The organism is Glutamicibacter sp. X7 (assembly GCF_054889245.1).
This window is the reverse complement of sequence record NZ_CM142678.1, coordinates 3,145,495-3,163,554: the sequence shown is the minus strand read 5'-3', so window position 1 is coordinate 3,163,554 and position 18,060 is coordinate 3,145,495. Positions and strand designations below refer to the sequence as shown.

Sequence of the window (18,060 nt, the reverse complement as noted above, 5' to 3'; positions counted from 1 at the left end):
TAGTGGGCTTCACTAGTCCTAGCTGAAAAACTTTTTCCGAGATTCGAAATTCCAGGAGGTCCATCATGGGTGGATGCATTGCCTGGTCGAAAGGCCAGATCGCCCACGGCGACTGACGCTTGAGCCTCACCGCAGACCGTCGCGTCCGCGGGCTCGAGCCGGCTACCAACGAGCAGTTTTCGCTCGAGCCCGCGCACGTTTTTCTGCGCTTGGCTACCGATGCATTTCTCATCCACACACCATCATTCGATGCGCCCGACGATTGTTGCAGGGGCGTAGGAGGTTGGCGGCATGACCGCTGAAGCTACAGAAAAATCCCGGTGCCTGATCACCGTTAACGGAACCGTACGCGAATTCGACGGTCCCACCCACACCAACGCCCTCGACTTCCTGCGCACGCAGGGTCTGATTGGTTGCAAGGAAGGCTGCGCCGAAGGCGAATGCGGCGCCTGCGCCATCCTGGTAGCCCGCGCGGACGGCGAGGAAACTCGCTGGACCGCCCTGAACGCCTGCCTGCTACCGGCCGCCGCGCTGGACGGTCAAGAGGTGCTCACCTCCGAAGGCCTAGGTAGCGTCGATGACCTGCACCCGGTTCAGGAAGAAATGGCCCAGCGCGGCGGATCGCAGTGCGGCTATTGCACCCCGGGCTTCATCTGTTCCATGGCCGCCGAATACTACCGGCCCGAGCGACCGACCGATGCGGCCCAAGCACTCGAATCCAGCGAGGAGCACCACTGCGGTCCCAACGGCTTCGATTTGCATGCACTCTCCGGAAACCTGTGCCGCTGCACCGGGTACCGCCCCATTAAAGACGCGGCCTACGCGCTGGGGGAGCCTGAAACCGACGACGCCATCGCCGCACGCCGCCGGCAACCGGCCCCGGACGCCGTGAGCACCGATATACTGCGTGCCGATACCCCCACCGGGCAACTAGGACGCTACCGTCGACCGGCGAACCTCTTCGAAACCCTACGGATCCTCGCCGACGAACCCGATGCCCTCGTGCTGGCCGGCGGCACCGACTGGGGCGTTGAGGTCAACATCAAGGGCACCCGTGCCCGCTCCGTCGTGGCCATCGACCGGCTTGAAGAGCTGCGCCAGATCATTGAAACTCCAGATCACATCGAGATCGGTGCGGCGCTGACGCTCAGTGAACTGGAGCGCACTCTGGACGGCAAGATTCCGTTGCTGGCTAAGCTCTTCCCGCAGTTTGCCTCGCGCCTGATCCGCAACGGGGCGACCATCGGTGGCAACCTGGGCACCGGATCCCCGATCGGTGACACCCCGCCGGCATTGCTGGCTCTCGAAGCCGAATTGGTGCTCACCGGCGCCTCCGGGCGACGCGTGGTTCCACTGGCCGACTACTTCACCGGCTACCGGCAGACCGTGCGCCAGCCCGGCGAACTGATCACCGCGATCCGCATCCCGCGGCCACTGGCCGAGCTGACCAGCTTCCAGAAGATCGCCAAGCGCCGCTTCGACGACATCTCCTCGGTGGCCATCGGCTACGCGGTGAGTGTCTCCGACGGGCTGATCACCAAGGCCCGTATCGGGCTGGGCGGTGTGGCCGCGACCCCGCTGCGTGCCACCGCCACCGAGGCGGCCCTAGAGGGCAAGGAATGGAGCCTGGAAACCATCCGGGCGGCCGCCGAGATCATGGGCGGAGAAGGAACCCCGATGGATGATCACCGAGCCAGTTCGCGTTACCGCAAGGCCATGCTGGCCTCCTCACTCGAGCGGTTCTACGCCCAACAACTTCCGAATACCGGCTTCAGCAAAGGGGAGCAGTTAGCATGAGCCACCTCTCGCAACGCCCACATAACCCGATCGTCGGCGAAAGCCACGCACACGAGTCCGCGGCCGCCCACGTCACCGGCACCGCGCTCTACACCGACGACCTCGTCGGTCGCATGGTCGGCGTACTGCACGCCTACCCGGTGCAATCCACCATTGCCCACGCCAAGCTGCTCTCGCTCGATGTTGCACCGGCGGTGCGCATCCCCGGCGTGGTCCGGGTACTGACCGCCGCGGACATCCCCGGGGTCAACGACCAGGGCGCTAAGCACGATGAGCCGATGCTGCCCACCGACGAGATCATGTTCTATGGTCAGCCACTGGCCTGGGTACTCGGCGAAGATCTCGAAGCGGCGAAGGCCGGCGCCGCCGCCGTCACCGTGGAATTCGAGGCGCTTGAATCGCTGATCAGCATTCAGGATGCGATCGCCGCGAACAGCTTCCACGGCGTGCAGCCGGTCATCGACAAGGGCGACACCGAGGCCGCCTTCGCGGACGCGGCGCATATTTTCGAAGGCGAGTTTGAGTTCGCCGGTCAGGAGCATTTCTACCTCGAGACGCAGAACTCGCTGGCCTACGTGGATGAGGGTGGACAGATCATGATCCACTCCTCGACCCAGCACCCGACCGAAACCCAGGACATCGTCTCGCATGTGCTGGGCATTCCGGCCCACCAGATCAGCGTGCAGGTGTTGCGCATGGGCGGTGCCTTCGGCGGCAAGGAAATGCAACCACACGGCTATGCCGCGGTGGCCGCCCTTGGCGCCACGCTGACCGGGCGCCCGGTCCGGGTGCGGCTGAACCGCACCCTGGATATGACGATGACCGGCAAGCGTCACGGCTTCCATTCGCGCTGGAAGATTGGCTTCACCGCCGAAGGAAAAATTCTCGCCCTCGACGCCACGCTCACCGCCGATGGCGGCTGGTCGTTGGATCTATCCGAGCCGGTGCTCACCCGCGCCATGTGCCATATCGACAACGCCTACTGGGTGCCGAATATCAAGGTGCACGGTCGGGTGGCCAAATGCCACAAGACCTCGCAGACCGCATTCCGCGGCTTCGGCGGGCCGCAGGGCATGCTGGTTATGGAGGACATCTTGGGTCGGGTGGCCCCGCAGCTGGGCCTCTCCCCGCGCGAGCTGCGTCGGCGCAATTTCTACACCGAGGGACAGGACACCCCGTACTACCAGCCGGTACGCCACCCGGACCGGATCGATGCGGCCTGGCAACAGGTTATCGATCAGGCCGAGATTGAGCGTCGCGAAGCCGAGATTGCCGAATACAACGCCACCCACGAGCACAGTAAGCGTGCCTTGGCGCTGACCCCGGTGAAATTCGGAATCTCCTTTAACCTCACCGCCTTCAATCAGGGCGGGGCCCTCGTGCTGGTGTATAAGGACGGCTCGGTACTGGTTACGCACGGTGGCACGGAAATGGGGCAGGGCCTGCACACCAAGATGCTGCAGGTGGCCACCACCACCCTCGGCGTGCCGATGTCCACGGTGCGGCTGGCCCCCACGCGCACCGATAAGGTCCCGAACACCTCGGCCACCGCGGCCAGCTCCGGCAGCGACCTGAACGGTGGAGCGGTCAAGGACGCGTGCGAGCAGATTCAGGCGCGACTGGCGCAGGTCGCCGCCGGCAAGCTCGGGGTGCCCGCCCATGAGGTGCGTTTCGAGCGCGGGGTGGTCAGCGGGCTGAGCACCAAGGCCACCATCAGCTGGGAAGAGCTGGTCAAGGCCGCCTACTTCCAGCGGATCCAGCTATCGGCCGCCGGGTTCTACCGCACCGAGGGGTTGCACTGGGATCTGAGCATCATGACCGGCGAGCCCTTTAAGTACTTCGCCTATGGGGTGGCCGCCAGCGAGGTCGAGGTCAGCCGCTTCGATGGCTCCTACACGCTACGTCGCGTCGACATCGTGCATGACGTGGGAGATTCGCTCTCCCCGCTGATCGATATCGGTCAGATCGAAGGCGGATTCGTGCAGGGCGCCGGGTGGATGACCCTCGAGGATCTGCGCTGGGATACCTCCGACCGACCCACGCGCGGGCGCCTGGCCACGCAGGCGGCCAGCACCTACAAGATCCCGAGCTTCTCGGAAATGCCCGAGGAATTCAACATCGCGTTGCTGGACAAGGCCCATGAGGAAGGAGCCGTGTACGGTTCCAAGGCCGTGGGCGAGCCGCCGCTGATGTTGGCCTTCTCGGTCCGCGAGGCGCTGCGCCAGGCGGTGGCTGCCTTCGGCGCCCCCGAGGCGAGCGTCGAGTTGGCCTCGCCGGCCACTCCCGAAGCGGTGTTCTGGGCGATCGAGTCGGTGCGCGAACCAGCCGTGGCAGAGGCCGCGAGCGCCACGTCATGACCTGGATCGACGCCGTCGCCCGATTACGTGGCGAGCGGCGCGCGGCGGTGCTGGTCACCCTGGCCGCCGTGCGGGGCCACGCCCCGCGCGAGGCCGGGGCGAAAATGGTGGTCGCCGCCGATGAAATCTACGAAACCATCGGCGGCGGCAATCTCGAAATGGTGGCGGTCAACCGGGCCCGCGAAATGCTCAACGAGTCGGTCCGCACCCCCGAACTGCTCGAGCTGCGGCTCAACGACAAGGCACCGGCGAAATACGGCCGTCAGTGCTGTGGAGGCGAGGTGAGCATTTTGCTCGAACCACTGGCTCAGGCCCACACCGTGGCGATCTTCGGGGTGGGGCATGTGGGGCTGGAACTGGCACGCATTCTCTCGCGTCACGACCTCGATCTGATGTTGAGTGATTCGCGGCCCGAGTTCCTCGATGCGTTGCCGGTGCTGGAACCGGCGGTGGCCCGCATTCATGCGGAGGTCGCGGTGCTCGGTGAGGAGGCCATCTCACGGCTGCCCGCCGGGACCGACGTGCTGATCATGACCCACGATCATGCCGAGGACCTGCACCTGTGTGATGCCGCGCTGCGGCACCCTCAGCTCGGCTCGATCGGGCTGATTGGGTCCAAGGCTAAGTGGCAGCGCTTCATTAAGAAGCTCGGCGAACTCGGCCACGACCGGGCCACCATCGAACGGATCCAATGCCCCATCGGAATCCCCGAAGTGGCGGGCAAACAGCCGGCAACGATCGCGGTTTCGGTGGCCGCCGAACTGCTCGCTCGGCACGCACCCACGGCCGCGTAATCTTTCGTCCCGACGGCGACCTTCGAGTGCGATACTACAAGTGACGTCGACGAAAGGTAGCCCGGCATGGGGGTTAGCCCGCAGGAACACCGTGACTGGATTATGCAGCGCATCGGCCGCACCGAGGTGCAGCGTCTGCCGCTTTCTGCCGCCCAGGGGCTGATTCTGGCCGAAGATGTCAGCGCCGTGCACTCGCTGCCGCTCTGGGACAATTCGGCGATGGATGGTTACGCGTTACGCAGCGCGGACACTTACGGTGCCAGTGACGCGGCACCGGTGAGCCTTCAGGTGCTCGGCGAGGTGGCCGCCGGCAGCGACTGGGATCCGCCGTTGGCCGCCGGGCAGGCGGTGCGTATTATGACCGGTGCGCCGCTGCCCAGCGACGCGGACACCATCGTCCGGGTGGAACACACCAGCGGCGAATCCGGGCCGGGGCAGTGGGCGCAGCATCACGTATCGCTCACCGCCGAGGTGCCCGCCGGTCAAGAGGTGCGCGCGGCCGGAGAAGATCTGCTCGCCGGGGCCACGGTGGCCCGGGCGGGAGATGAACTCAGCGCGGTGCGTCGCTCGGCGCTGGCCGCCGCCGGGGTGCACGAGGTGCTTGTGCACCGGGCACCGCGCGTGGCGGTGCTGGTCACCGGGGCCGAGTTGGCCGCCCCCGGCAGCACGCTGCGCCGCGGGCAGATCCCCGAATCCAATTCGCAACTTATCGCCGGACTTCTCGCCGAATCCGGGATCCCTCAGGTCAGCGTGCGGCATTGCCCGGATGAACTGGCGCAGGTGCAAGCGCTACTGGATGAGCTGGCCCAGCAGCACGAGGTCATCATCACCACCGGCGGGGTAGGGCCGGGAACCCACGATGTCATGCGCGCCGCGCTGATCGACGAGCCGGTAGTGCGGCAGCTGCGCGTCGCGATGCGCCCGGGGCAGCATCAGGCGGCCGGACGGCTGTCCAACGGGGCCTTCATCTTCGCGCTCTCGGGCAACCCGGTCAGCGCCGCGGCGAGCTTTGAACTCTTCGTCCGCCCGGCCCTGCGCGCCATACAGGGGGCCAGCCAGCCGTTGACCCCCACCCTGCAAGCCACGGCGGCCCTCGGCTGGCGTTCGGCGCCGGGACGCTGGCAGGTCCTGCCGGTCATCTTCGAACCGGGACCGACGCTGCGCTGCCTGCCCGCGGTCGCGGCCACCCGAATTTCACATTCGGTCGGCGGTTTCGGGGCGGCTCAGGGTTACGCACTGGTGGAACCCGAACGCGCCGAGGTGGCGGTCGGGGACACCGTCACGGTGCTGAGGTTGTGCCCATGAGTTGGTGTTCGACGCTGGTGCTCGCCGGTGGCCGTTCACGGCGGCTCGGGGGAGTTGAGAAGGCCACGCTGCTGCTGCGCGGCCAGCGGCTCGTGGACCGGGTGGTGGCCGCCGCCGCCCACGCCGAGGCTCGCCCGGTGATCGTGATCGGCCCGGAGCACACCGGGGATCAGGCCGATCTGGTGGCGCGCGAAGACCCGCCCTTTACCGGGCCCTTGGCCTCCATCGCCGCCGGATTGCCGCAAGTAGCTACCGAATGGGTGATGATCCTACCCTGCGATCTTCAGCATCCCGGTGCGCTCATTGAACGGCTGCGCGAGGCGATGAAGCAACCGGGAGCCGACGGTGTGGTGCTGGTCGACGAGGACGAGCGGGTGCAGTGGCTGGCCGGATGCTACCGGGTACAGGCCCTGCGCGACGGATGCGCCGCCCTCGGGCCGCGGCTGGCCAATGCGCCCTTGCGCGCCGTGCTGGCCGAGCTTGAGTTGCGCACGCTACCGGTCGAGAATGCGCTCTGCGCCGACCTGGATACTCCCGAGGCCCTGGCCGCAGCCCGCGCACAGGATCTTCCACCATCTAGTCCACAAAGTTAACGAGGAAAAGATCGACGATCATGGCAGAACATCTCCCCGCGGAGGCACTGATTCCCTGGCTGCAGGCCGCCGGCGAAGAGCTCCAGCTGGATACCTCCGAGGTTAATATCGACACCATTCTGGGTGTCGCCGGACAGGTGGCACATACCGTGGCCCGCCCGGCGGCACCGCTGAGCACCTTCCTGCTCGGCCTGGCCGTGGCCCGCGCCGGAAAGGACGCGGACCTGCAGGCCCTGGCCACTCAGCTCAACGCCCGGGCCAGGCGCTGGGCCGAGGAAGCCGAGGAGTAAAAACCCGTCAGCCTACGGCTGGGCCGGAGCACCCACCGCAATGGTGGAACCAAGTGACACCGGCCCGGCCGGACGGTGCTGACCGCGCTCGGGCACGTACTCCAGATCCGGGTCGGCCAAGTTCGGTGCGTTGACGAAGGAACGGAAACGCTTGAGCTTCTCCGGGTCGGCCAGCGTGGCGGCCCATTCATCTTCGTAGTTCTCCACATGCCGTTCCATGGCCTCATCCAGATCCGCCGCCAGGCCGAGCGCATCGTCAACCACCACGGAACGGACCATGTCGATCCCGCCCTCGAGCTCCTGCACCCAGTGCGCCGTACGCTGGAGCTTGTCGGCGGTGCGGATGTAGTACATCAGGTAGCGGTCGATGTAGCGCAAGAGCGTGCGGTCATCGAGCCCGCCGGCCAGCAGCTGGGCGTGGGCCGGGTTCGCGCCGCCGTTACCGCCCACATACAGGTTCCACCCCTCGGCGGTGGCGATCACGCCGACGTCCTTGCCGCGCGCCTCGGCGCATTCGCGGGCACAGCCCGAGACACCCATCTTCAGCTTGTGCGGCGCCCGCAGGCCCCGGTAACGCAACTCGATCTCAATGCCCATGGCCACCGAATCGAGCATGCCGTAGCGGCACCAGGACGAACCCACGCAGGTTTTGACGTTACGTAGTGACTTGCCGTAGGCGTGGCCCGATTCGAACCCTGCCTCCACCAGTTCGCGCCAGATCTCCGGCAACTGTTCGAGCCGGGCTCCGAACATGTCGATGCGTAGACCACCGGTGAGTTTGGTGTAGAGCCCGTACTTCTGAGCAACCCGGGCGATCACCGCCAGCTTCTCTGGGGTGATTTCGCCACCTGGGATACGCGGCACCACCGAGTAGGTGCCGTCCTTTTGCATATTGGCCATCACACGGTCGTTGGTGTCTTGCGCGCCGGCCAGTCCCGCCTCCATGGGGTGGGCCGAGGTCTGCGAGGAGAGCACCGAGGCGATCACTGGCTTGCAAATATCGCATCCGGCGCCGGTACCGAAGCGTTCCATAACCTCCCCGAAGGTGTGCAGGCCGGCCAGGCGTACCGCCTCGAAGAGCTGGGCGCGGGAGAATTCGAAGTGTTCACACATGGCCGAGGAGACCTCGGCGCCGTTCTTGCGCAGCTCGGCTTCCATGAGCTTCTTGAGCATCGGCACGCAGGAACCGCACTGGGTGCCGGCCTTGGTGCAGCCCTTGAGCTCGGCGAGCTTGGTGACCGGCTCCTTGCCCTCGCAGCTACCGCAACCGCCGACCGCATCTCGGATCGCGCCGGCCGAAACATTGTTGCAGGAGCACAACACCGCATCGTCGGGCAGTTCTCCATCGGGCACCTCGCCGCCGAGGGCCGAGAGGTACGCGCCGGGTTCGCCGGGCAGTTCGCGGCCCAGCATCGGCCGTAGCGACTGGTATGGCGTCGCGTCGCCCACGAAGATGCCGCCGAGCAGGACCTTGGCGTCGGCGGAGACCACCAGCTTCTGGTACAGCCCGCGTGGCGCATCCGCGTAAACCACCTCGAGCGCGCCCTCCGTGCGGGCGAAGGCGTCGCCGAAGCTGGCCACATCCACTCCGGAAAGCTTGAGCTTGGTGGCGGTATCGAATCCGGTGAACTCGGCGCTGCCGCCCAGCAACCGGTCGGCGACCACCTCGGCCATCGCGTTGGCCGGGGCCACCAGGCCGATGCACATTCCCTCGAAGTTGGCGACTTCACCGATGGCCCAAATATGTGGGACCGCGGTCGCGCAGGTCGCGTCGATCTCAACGCCACCACGTGGGCCGATGCCGAAGGCCGGTCCGGAGAGTTCACCTGCCTCGACGCGTTCATTGTAGCCGCGGGCCAGTTCGTCGCGGGGGCGAACACCAATGGAGACCACAACCATATCCGCGTCGATGGTGCGATCGTCGGCCATCAGCACACCGCGTACGGACGGGCTCTGGCTTTCCTCGTCGAGAAGGATGCTCTTCGGGAAGACACCACCGTGGACCACCAGTCCGGTCTCGTCGATCAGTCGGCCGAGCGCCTGACCGGCTCCCTCGTCGAGCTGATTGCCCATGAGCCACTTGCCGCCGTCGATGATCAGCGCCTCGGCGCCCAACGCCTTGGCGCCGGCGGCGGCTTCCAGTCCGAGCAGGCCACCACCAATGGTGGCCACCACCGGTGCGCGGCCCAACGACTGACCCAGCTCACGGACCGAATCGGCGATGCCCCAGACATCCTCCAGCGTGCGATAAACGTGGGTGTACTCGGCCCCTTCAATGGGCAGCCGTGCCGCGTTGGAACCGGTGGCCAGGACCAGTTCGTCGTACTCGAAGCAGCGTCCATCGGCGGTGCGCACCTGGCGCTTGGCCGGGTCCAGCTCGGTCACCTGAGCATTGGTCTCCAGGGTGACGTTCTGCGCCTCCCACAGTGAGGCATCGCCCAGGGTGAGGTCAACATCCGGGGCGGTGAGCGCCTGGGAAAGAGCCACGCGGTCGTAGGGCAGGTGCTTTTCCTCGGTGAGTACTCTCAGGTGCACCCCGCTCGGCGCACGGCTGGCGAGTGCCTCGGTAAATCGGTGCGCGGCGGGGCCGCCGCCGATCACGATGATGCTGCGTTCAACGCTCTGTGCGCCCATGGTCTCTCCCACTATCGCTCGTTTTCCCTGAAGGGGTTTGTTTCGTTGCGAAAAGCCTATAAATTCATGTTTGCCCCGGAATTACCCAGATGTTTCGGTCACAGCAAATTCCTCTGACCGACTCGGTGAGCGGTGGTGAGCCGGGCGTAACACAATGGACTCATGAACCGCGCAGACGCACGGGCCAACACTGGGTGGTGTTGGCAAGAACCCCGAGATTTTGCGGATTATCGGGCCTAACGAGGCTCGTGACGGGGCGTGAAATATGGTTTACGCGACGGCAACGGAGGAACGTGTCCATCGAAACATTCACGGATTAAGCTCGAAATCAATCGGATCAATCCGCTGAAAGGAATGCACAGATGAGCGCACAAACCATCGAAAATGTCATCGCTGAGTCGCAGGAAGCGGCCCCCATTTGTCGTAGCTCCGACCTGCTTCCGGGCTGGGGCGAAGCCGCTTGGCTGGAGGGCCGCCAGATCGCGTTGTTCCGGACCGAAGCGGGGCGCTTCTACGCGACCTCTCACCACTGCCCGAGCCTAGGAGCCAAGGTGATGGCCCGAGGAATCCTCGGAGACGCAACCATTGATGGACAGCGCGTGGATACCATCGCCTGCCCGTTGCACAAAGAGGTGTACCGGCTGGACACCGGCCTGTGCTTGAACGCCGACACCGAGGCCTTGGCCGTGTATGAGGTCACCGAACGTGATGGCTGGATCTGGATGGAGCAGGGCGCATGAGTACCCGACCGAGCACAGCGACGCCCGTCGAACATACCGCGTGGCAGGGATGGTACGAGGCGCCCGAGGAACGCGAAGTGCGCTTTGAGGCGCAGACTCCCGCCAACCGAGCCAAACCGGGCCATTCGACCTAGCCCGAATCCCGGCAACAAACTCCTGAGGACCCGCATGGCGGGTCCTCAGGAGTTTAACGTGCCTGGCCTGTGAAGAGTAGGCCGAATGCCAGTTCCCGCCGCTGGCCCGAGCTTGGCCGGGGGAACTGGCACCCTTGGGGCAGCAGAAAACGGTCATCGCTACCGACACCGCGCACAGGGAAACGTAATGCTCCACCAGGTGGCAGCCTTGCGCAGATCGCCCTGTGGCAAGCTGCTTAGGCGGGGATGGCTACGCGCTGAAGCATCTGTTCGATCTTCTCGCGGCAGCCACCGCAACCGGTTCCGGCACGGCAACTCTCACCCACCTCGGCCACGGTTTCGCAGCCCTCGGAGACGGCATGTGCCACATCTCCGTAGGTGGCCCCCGAGCAACGACATAGGGTGTCTTCATCGGCGGCAGCCGCGGTGGGTTCCGGCAGGCCCGGATCGTCGAGGCGCAACAGTAGCGAACGGTCCTCGGGTAGCGCGGCCCCGCGTTCGAAAGCCAGCACCAGTTCGGCGCTGGTGCGCGGCAACCCTAGGGCGACGAATCCTAGAGCCACCGAATCGCGGGTGACAAGCTTGAGATAGCATCCGCGCGATGGGTCGGCGAAGACCATGACTTCGCGCCCGTCCTCGGCGAAGAGCGGTGCGTCGATGTCCCCGGCGGCGGTCAGCACCAAGCCCTGGCCCTTGAGCATGAGCACCTGACTGGCAGTGAATGGTGGGGGCGGGGTCAGCGCCGATTGGGGTTCCGGCGCCCGGTCCGGGCGTGGGGCCCGGTGCGTGAGCAAGTAGTTGGCCAGCCACCCGGCCTGAGCCCAACCCGGGGCCAACAGTCCAGCGGGTGCGGTGCCGGCGACCTCGGCGCAGTCGCCGAGAGCGAAGATCCGATGTTCTGCGTCGGCGCAGAGGAACTCGTCCGTCTTGATGCCGCGGCCCACTTCGAGGCCGCAACCGGCCGCCAACTCGGTGCGTGCGCGCACGCCGGTGGAGATGAGCAGCGCGTCGCCGGTGATTTCCCCGTGGGTTTCGGTGCCGAGTGCGGCGAATCCGTTCTCGTTGAGCCGCACCCCGGTGGCGCGCACCTGGCTGTGCACCTCAACGCCGGCTTCGCTCAGTTGGCGTAACAGGAGCCGGCCTCCGTCGGCATCCATCATGCGGCCCAGCGGTGCCGGGCCGTGGTGAATTAGCACCGGCGTGTGCCCGGCCGCCGCCATGGCCAGGGCGGCCTCGAGTCCGAGAATGCCGCCACCGAGAATAAGCACTCGACCGCGTCGCGCCAAGACCTTCTGCAACGACAATGCGTCCTCGAGGGTGCGTAGGGCCAGTACCCCTTCGGGCAGGTCGGGTTCGGTGTGGGGATCGAAGTTCACGCCGTGCAGCGAGGGAATCATTGCGCGGGCACCGGTGGCGAAGATCAACCGGTCGTAGCTCAGCGGTTCTCCGGTAGCCAGATGCACCTTGCGACGAGCCCGGTCCACACGGGTGGCGGTGCAGCCACTGAGCACGCGCACCCCGGCGTCGCGCAACCGGTCCAGGTCGCTCAGCATCAGATGTTCGGTCCGCGTGCTTCCCACGGCGACCTCGGCGAGCAGCACCCGGTTGTAGGCGGGCTGCGGTTCGGCACCGAGCACGGTCAGCTCGATCTGCCCGGCGCTGACGCCCGGTAGCAACCCCTCGATGAGCGAGGCGGCTACCGGCCCAAAACCGATGATCAGAATTCTTTCGCTAGGGGTGTGACTCATTCGCGGCTCTCCAAAGGGGTCAGTCGCACGGCGGCGTTCTTGAACTCGGGCATGGCGCTGTGCGGGTCAACGTCGTCCCGGGTCAGCAGATTGGCGTTGTTTTCACCCGGGAAGTGGAAGGGCAGAAACACGGTGTCTAAACGCAACTCCGGGCTAAATCGGGCGCGTGCGGTCACGGTGCCGCGATCATTGCTCACCTGAACCGGCTGGCCATCGATAATGCCGTGGGCCCGGGCGGTGGACGGGTGGATTTCCAGCAAGCCCTGATCGGCGGCTGCCTGTAACTGGGGTACGCGGCGAGTTTGGACCCCGGACTGGTAGTGCTCCAGTAGTCGACCGGTAATGAGCCACAGCCGCTGGTTGGCATCGACGGCTTCCGTGGCGCCATGGGCGGTGACCGGTATCAGCCGGGCCTTGCCGTCGGGGTGCGCGAACCGGTCGAGGAACAGGCGCGGCGTGCCACCCGGTTCGCCACCGGCCGGGCAAGGCCAATACACCGGTTGCCCGGATTGCACCGCGCTCCAGCTCACACCCGAGTAGTCGGCCAGCCCACCGGCCGACGCTCGACGCAATTCGTCGAAGACTTCGCGGGGATCTTCGGAAAAATGTCCCGGGGCGCCCAGGCGTTCGGCGAGCTGGGACATGATCCATAGTTCGCTGCGGGCCCCCGTCGGTGGAGTGAGCGCCGCGCGGCGTCGCAGCACTCGGCCCTCGAGATTGGTCATGGTGCCTTCTTCCTCGGCCCACTGCAACACCGGGAGCACGAGGTCGGCTTCGGCGGCCGTTTCGGAGAGGAAGAAATCGCAGACCACGAGGAAATCTAGACGGCGCAGCGCCTGCAACACGTTGCCGGCATCGGGGGCCGAAATAACCGGGTTTGATCCGTGCACCAGCAGCATGCGCGAGCCACCTGGGGTACCTAGGGTGCGCAATAGCTCGGTGGCGGGAAGACCTGGGCCCGGGATCTGCTCGGGCGCCACACCCCAGACCGCGGCCACATGTGCGCGGTGTGCCGGGTCGCTGATCTTGCGGTACCCGGGCAGTTGGTCGCATTTCTGGCCATGTTCGCGACCGCCTTGGCCGTTGCCTTGGCCGGTGATGGTGCCATAGCCGCCGGCGCGGGTGCCAGGCAGTCCCAGTAACAGGGCAAGATTGATGGCGGCACTAACGGTATCGGTGCCGTTTTCATGCTGTTCGACACCGCGGCCGGTCAGGATGAATACCGGGGCGCCGCCCTGCTTAGCGCGTTCTGCTCCGGCGGCCAGCGCGCGGGCGGTACGACGGATCTGCGCGGCGGGTACTCCGGTCAGCGTTGCGACCCGCTCGGGCCACCAGGCATTGAGCGAGGTACGCAAGGCGGCAAGACCCGTGGTGCGTTCCTCGAGGTAGCGAGCATCGGCCAAGTTCTCTGCCAGGAGCACGTGACTTAGTGCGAGAAGGAGCGGCAGGTCGCTGCCCGGGGTGGGCTGCAGGTGCCATCCGGCCCCGTTCTCGCTGAGCTGTGCGGTGGCGGAGCGCCGTGGGTCGACCACAATCAAGCCGCCTGCCTCCCGGGCGCCGTCGAGGTGACGGACGAAGGGTGGCATGGTTTCGGCCACGTTGGAGCCGAGCATCAGAATCATTGCGGCCGAATCCAGATCCCGCAGGGGAAAAGGCAAACCGCGGTCTAACCCGAAGGCACGGTTGGTGGCGGCCGCCGCCGAGGACATGCAGAAACGCCCGTTGTAGTCGATCCGCGAGGTACCCAGCGCCAGCCGCGCGAACTTGCCTAGTTGATAAGCCTTCTCGTTGGTCAATCCGCCGGCACCGAAGACCGCCACCGAATCCGGCCCGTCACTTGCCTGCAAAGCACGCACCTTGTGCGCCACCAGATCCAGAGCTTCATCCCACTCAACGGCGGCAAACGAGCCGTCGGCTTGTCGGGCTAGCGGGGCGCTAAGTCGTTCGGGATGCGCCAGCAGTTCGGCTGCACTGTATCCCTTGCGGCAGAGTGCCCCACCATTTGTTTCGAAGTTGCGTCCCTGCAATGCGACAGGCATTGCGGCCTCGGGACCCGGGGTGGGCGTCAGCGAGATACCGCATTGAAGTGCGCAGTAGGGACAGTGGGTGTCGGTGGGGCTGGTGCTGTGCGACATTAGACTCCTTGAGCGGCAAAGATGCTGCTGCGGCGTACGTAGCAGGCGTAGGTCAGCGCCATGAGCGCCAAGTAGACCAAGACGAAGCCGCTGAATGCGGGGACGTAGCTCCCGCTGGTAGTGATCGAGAGGTTCAGTGACTGGGGGACCAGGAACCCGCCGTAGGCACCGAAGGCGGAGATGAGTCCGAGCGCGGCCGCGGAGGTGCGCGCACCGTTCATCCGCGCTTCACTGGTGTCACCTGCTCGTATCGCATTGATGGCGAAGACGGCCGGGATCATTCGGTAGGTCGAACCGTTGCCGATACCGCTGGTAGTGAAGAGCACAAGGAACAAGCCCAGGAACATCCAGAAATTCAGCGTGGGCAGAAGCAATACCAGGGCCACGGTGACCGCGGCCATGACGGCGAATGAGCATAGGGTGATGCGTGCTCCACCGAAACGGTCGGCGAGCTTACCACCGTAGGGGCGAGACAGCGACCCAACCAACGGGCCAAGAAAAGCTAGGGAAACGGTGGCCGTGCCGAGGGCAAATGCGGAGAATTCCGGGAAGGTGTCCGCAATGAGCTTGGGGAAGACGGCCGAGAACCCGATAAAAGAACCAAAGGTGCCGATATAGAGGGCCGCGATGATCCACAAATGCGGTTCACGCAGACTGTTCAGCGCGCCACGCACATCGGAACGAGCCGTGCTGAGGTTGTGCATTGAACGCCAGGCACCGAAAACAGCAACGATGATCAACGGAACCCAGATGAACCCGGCCAGCGGCAACTGTAGCGAGCCAGCGGCGAAGATCGTGATGGCTACAGGAACGATCAGCTGGGCGACCGCGGCACCCAAGTTGCCGCCTGCCGCATTGAGTCCCAGTGCCCACCCTTTTTGCGAGGCCGGATAGAAGTAGGTGATGTTGGCCATCGAGGAGGCGAAGTTACCCCCGCCGAAGCCGGCCAGTCCGGCCAGCGTGAGCATCAGCCAGAATGGAGTGCTCGTGTTGGACACTGCGAAGGCCAGCCCAAGCGCCGGGATGAGCAAAAGCAGCGCCGAAACGATGGTCCAGTTGCGCCCGCCGAATCGGGCCACCATGAAGGTGTAAGGAATGCGAAGGGTAGCACCGATGAGGCTGGGCATTGAGATCAGCCAGAATAGCTGTGAGGTGCTGTAGTCGAAGCCTGCGGCCGGCAGATACACGGCGACAATGGCGAAGAGTTGCCACACTACGAAGCCTAGGAATTCGGCAAAGATCGACCACCGAAGGTTCGTAGCCGCGGTACGTCGACCGATACCTTCCCAGAATTCTGGGTTCTCCGCATCCCAGTTGTGGACCCACCGGCCCTTGGTCATCATCAGGGAAGTGGTTGATGCGGGCAGAGTGGCGGTTGTTTGCGTTTCTGACTCTAGCTGGGCGCTCACGCGAATCGTTGCCTTTCACTCGTGGATGATGCTTCGAGCATTCCAGAGCGGTATTTCATGAGCGTGCAGAGCGTATTGCACCAATGACAATTTTTCGTCACCGAAACGTGTCGTGTGGAGAGCAAGGCGTAACGCATCTGAAACCTAGCGGATTTTTCGGAGGCATTCGTCGGAGGAAAGGCGCAAAGACAAGGGCGGTTAGCGTCGGCAAACTTCGAATCGCTGGGCTAGGGTGGAGGCGCGAATCCGCACACTAAGCGCTTAACGTGACATAGCTTACGCGCAGAGCGCGTCTTGGCGTGCTGCCACAAGAATTCAGTGCGGAAGAATTAATGGGGTCGTTTTATCTCACTGGCGCGATCTAGTGAGCATCAACCCCCACCGACGAGGAGATCACTCTTGAGCTCTGCCCGCGGCACAGCGGCACCGGCCGCCCGACCCGAAGATGAGCGCCTGTCCGCCGGGCGCACCGTTGCTTACGGATTCCAACATGTGCTGACCATGTATGGAGGCATTATCGCGCCGCCGCTGGTCATGGGTGGAGCCGCTGGCATGGGAACTGCCGAAATGGGTGTGCTGGTCGCCAGCTGCCTGTTCATCGGTGGTCTAGCGACCTTCTTGCAGACCTTGGGGCTACCGTTCTTCGGAGCTCAGCTCCCCCTTGTACAGGGAACCTCGTTTTCCGGCGTAGCTACCATGATCGCGATCCTCAATGGCGGGGGCGGCATGCCGGCCGTATTCGGTGCGGTCCTAGCGTCGGGTGCGATTGGCATCGTCATCGCGCCCTTCTTTGCGAGACTGTTGAAGTACTTTCCTCCGGTGGTCACGGGCGTGGTGATTACGATCATCGGCGTGTCGCTCTTTCCGGTCACCGCCGATTGGGCCATGGGCGGTGCCGCGGCAGGAGACTCCTATGGTTCGTTGAAGAATATTGCGCTGGCCGCCATCACTCTGGTGATCCTGCTCGTGCTCTCGAAGTCCGGGGTACCTGCGCTATCGCGTCTGTCGATTCTGCTGTCCATCGTTCTGGGCACTGTCGTTGCGGCATTCATGGGGATGACTGACTTCTCGCAGGTACTTCACGGCGACATCTTCGCCTTTCCCACACCGTTCGCATTCGGTACTCCGGTCTTTGAAATCGGCGCAATTATCTCCATGATGATCGTCATCTTGGTGACCTATACCGAAACCACGGCCGACATGCTCGCGGTCGCTGAAATCACCGGCTCCAAGGTGGATTCCAAACGTATCGCCAACGGCTTGCGGGCCGACATGCTCTCCTCGACTGTCGCCCCGATTTTCAATACCTTCACTCAGTCGGCCTTTGCGCAGAACGTGGGGCTGGTCGCCATTACTGGGGTCAAGAGTCGATTCGTCGTTGCTGCCGGTGGCGGCATTTTGGTGGTTCTGGGCTTGCTGCCGGTGCTGGGTCGAGTGGTCGCTTCCATCCCGGCGCCGGTGCTCGGTGGCGCCGGTGTTGCCCTTTTCGGATCGGTGGCGGCAGCTGGCATCCGAACCCTGGCCAAAGTGCGCGATGACAACATGAATATGCTCATCATTGCCACTTCGCTGGCCTTTGGGTGCATCCCGATGGTCAAGCCAGACTTCTACGCAAACTTCCCTGCCTGGGTTGGCACGATCTTCCAGTCCAGTATTTCGTCGGCCACCATCATGGCTGTACTGCTCAACGTGATCTTCAACGAGCTGACCCGCAAGAAGCAGACCGAGCTGTCACCGCGCACCGTCTATAAGTATCAAACCGAAGGCCTGCAGGACGGGGACCGTATGATCGACGGAAAGCTCTATGACGGCCACGGCCTAGAGATTCGTGTAATCAGCGAAGAATATGGTGCCGCCGGCGACCGGCCAATGCCACCGCTGTAGCCGCATGGCTTTCAACCGCGGGGTCGGCGAGACGTATTGGCGTTCGCGGCATGTATCACTTGCTGCGACGCCGGTTCGTTAGCATTCCGGATTGCTCGTGAACAGGTATCCGAGACGGGGAACCCAGCGCTGGCGGAACTGACGCAAGCTGGGCGAAGTCCTAGCCAAGCCACCGGCGGTGAACTGGAACTTCCTCGGTCAGCCTTGCCTGATGCATCGGTTCCTTGTTCCCAACGGACA

Annotated in this window: 13 protein-coding genes; 9 read left to right on the top strand and 4 right to left on the bottom strand. The window is 64.7% G+C overall.

The genetic code is table 11. The features are described 5' to 3' along the window. The first annotated feature begins 291 nt into the window (after window positions 1–291). The 6 genes from ACYU0X_RS15065 (at window position 292) to ACYU0X_RS15040 (ending at window position 7,136) form a co-directional block, all read left to right on the top strand. Window positions 292–1,797 carry a xanthine dehydrogenase small subunit gene (locus tag ACYU0X_RS15065; RefSeq protein ID WP_461901557.1) on the top strand — a complete coding sequence of 502 codons (1,506 nt, stop codon included), beginning with the start codon at window positions 292–294 and terminating at the stop codon, window positions 1,795–1,797. Further along, entirely contained in the window at window positions 1,794–4,154 is a 2,361-nt protein-coding gene (gene xdhB, locus ACYU0X_RS15060) for a xanthine dehydrogenase molybdopterin binding subunit (protein ID WP_461901556.1), read from the top strand. The genes ACYU0X_RS15065 and xdhB overlap by 4 nt, the downstream gene beginning before the upstream one ends. Further along, window positions 4,151–4,948 carry a xanthine dehydrogenase accessory protein XdhC gene (gene xdhC / locus ACYU0X_RS15055; RefSeq protein WP_461901555.1) on the top strand — a complete coding sequence of 266 codons (798 nt, stop codon included), beginning with the start codon at window positions 4,151–4,153 and terminating at the stop codon, window positions 4,946–4,948. The genes xdhB and xdhC overlap by 4 nt, the downstream gene beginning before the upstream one ends. A 66-nt stretch (window positions 4,949–5,014) precedes the next feature. Continuing rightward, window positions 5,015–6,253 carry a molybdopterin molybdotransferase MoeA gene (locus tag ACYU0X_RS15050; RefSeq protein WP_461901554.1) on the top strand — a complete coding sequence of 413 codons (1,239 nt, stop codon included), beginning with the start codon at window positions 5,015–5,017 and terminating at the stop codon, window positions 6,251–6,253. After that, complete coding sequence (gene mobA, locus ACYU0X_RS15045; protein ID WP_461901553.1) at window positions 6,250–6,846, top strand: molybdenum cofactor guanylyltransferase; 597 nt, start codon at window positions 6,250–6,252, stop codon at window positions 6,844–6,846. The genes ACYU0X_RS15050 and mobA overlap by 4 nt, the downstream gene beginning before the upstream one ends. 20 nt (window positions 6,847–6,866) lie before the next feature. Next, window positions 6,867–7,136, top strand: coding sequence for a DUF6457 domain-containing protein (locus ACYU0X_RS15040; RefSeq protein WP_418907574.1), 270 nt, complete (start codon window positions 6,867–6,869; stop codon window positions 7,134–7,136). Window positions 7,137–7,148: 12 nt separating this feature from the next. Here ACYU0X_RS15040 and nirB read toward each other — a convergent pair whose 3' ends face one another. Then, on the bottom strand, window positions 7,149–9,770 hold the full coding sequence (gene nirB, locus ACYU0X_RS15035) for a nitrite reductase large subunit NirB (RefSeq protein WP_461901552.1): 2,622 nt from the start codon (window positions 9,768–9,770) through the stop codon (window positions 7,149–7,151). A 362-nt stretch (window positions 9,771–10,132) separates the two neighbouring features. Between nirB and nirD the strand changes: the two genes are divergently transcribed. Both nirD and ACYU0X_RS15025 read left to right on the top strand, forming a co-directional pair. Continuing rightward, window positions 10,133–10,510: a nitrite reductase small subunit NirD gene (gene nirD / locus ACYU0X_RS15030; protein WP_461901551.1), complete on the top strand. Its 378-nt coding sequence runs from the start codon at window positions 10,133–10,135 to the stop codon at window positions 10,508–10,510. Next, window positions 10,507–10,644 carry a hypothetical protein gene (locus ACYU0X_RS15025; protein ID WP_461901550.1) on the top strand — a complete coding sequence of 46 codons (138 nt, stop codon included), beginning with the start codon at window positions 10,507–10,509 and terminating at the stop codon, window positions 10,642–10,644. Before nirD ends, ACYU0X_RS15025 begins: the two co-directional genes overlap by 4 nt. A gap of 236 nt (window positions 10,645–10,880) precedes the next feature. On the opposite strand, the gene ACYU0X_RS15020 is transcribed toward ACYU0X_RS15025, so the two are convergent. Genes ACYU0X_RS15020 through ACYU0X_RS15010 form a run of 3 tightly spaced genes read right to left on the bottom strand, consistent with a single transcriptional unit; the run spans window position 10,881 to window position 15,942 of the window. After that, window positions 10,881–12,392: an FAD-dependent oxidoreductase gene (locus ACYU0X_RS15020; protein ID WP_461901549.1), complete on the bottom strand. Its 1,512-nt coding sequence runs from the start codon at window positions 12,390–12,392 to the stop codon at window positions 10,881–10,883. Next, window positions 12,389–14,527: a molybdopterin oxidoreductase family protein gene (locus ACYU0X_RS15015; protein WP_461901548.1), complete on the bottom strand. Its 2,139-nt coding sequence runs from the start codon at window positions 14,525–14,527 to the stop codon at window positions 12,389–12,391. The genes ACYU0X_RS15020 and ACYU0X_RS15015 overlap by 4 nt, the downstream gene beginning before the upstream one ends. Continuing rightward, complete coding sequence (locus ACYU0X_RS15010) at window positions 14,527–15,942, bottom strand: MFS transporter (RefSeq protein ID WP_461902820.1); 1,416 nt, start codon at window positions 15,940–15,942, stop codon at window positions 14,527–14,529. Before ACYU0X_RS15010 ends, ACYU0X_RS15015 begins: the two co-directional genes overlap by 1 nt. A gap of 393 nt (window positions 15,943–16,335) precedes the next feature. Here ACYU0X_RS15010 and ACYU0X_RS15005 point away from each other — a divergent pair, with 393 nt between their 5' ends. Continuing rightward, on the top strand, window positions 16,336–17,820 hold the full coding sequence (locus ACYU0X_RS15005) for a nucleobase:cation symporter-2 family protein (RefSeq protein ID WP_461901547.1): 1,485 nt from the start codon (window positions 16,336–16,338) through the stop codon (window positions 17,818–17,820). Window positions 17,821–18,060 lie beyond the last annotated feature (240 nt).

What these genes read in the sequence shown, in the direction of transcription:
- ACYU0X_RS15015 (WP_461901548.1), bottom strand. Translation starts at nt 14,527, where the DNA reads ATGTCGCACAGCACCAGCCCCACCGACACCCACTGTCCCTACTGCGCA.
- ACYU0X_RS15025 (WP_461901550.1), top strand. Translation starts at nt 10,507, where the DNA reads ATGAGTACCCGACCGAGCACAGCGACGCCCGTCGAACATACCGCGTGG.
- xdhC (WP_461901555.1), top strand. Translation starts at nt 4,151, where the DNA reads ATGACCTGGATCGACGCCGTCGCCCGATTACGTGGCGAGCGGCGCGCG.
- ACYU0X_RS15050 (WP_461901554.1), top strand. Translation starts at nt 5,015, where the DNA reads ATGGGGGTTAGCCCGCAGGAACACCGTGACTGGATTATGCAGCGCATC.
- ACYU0X_RS15020 (WP_461901549.1), bottom strand. Translation starts at nt 12,392, where the DNA reads ATGAGTCACACCCCTAGCGAAAGAATTCTGATCATCGGTTTTGGGCCG.
- xdhB (WP_461901556.1), top strand. Translation starts at nt 1,794, where the DNA reads ATGAGCCACCTCTCGCAACGCCCACATAACCCGATCGTCGGCGAAAGC.
- mobA (WP_461901553.1), top strand. Translation starts at nt 6,250, where the DNA reads ATGAGTTGGTGTTCGACGCTGGTGCTCGCCGGTGGCCGTTCACGGCGG.
- nirD (WP_461901551.1), top strand. Translation starts at nt 10,133, where the DNA reads ATGAGCGCACAAACCATCGAAAATGTCATCGCTGAGTCGCAGGAAGCG.
- ACYU0X_RS15065 (WP_461901557.1), top strand. Translation starts at nt 292, where the DNA reads ATGACCGCTGAAGCTACAGAAAAATCCCGGTGCCTGATCACCGTTAAC.
- ACYU0X_RS15040 (WP_418907574.1), top strand. Translation starts at nt 6,867, where the DNA reads ATGGCAGAACATCTCCCCGCGGAGGCACTGATTCCCTGGCTGCAGGCC.
- nirB (WP_461901552.1), bottom strand. Translation starts at nt 9,770, where the DNA reads ATGGGCGCACAGAGCGTTGAACGCAGCATCATCGTGATCGGCGGCGGC.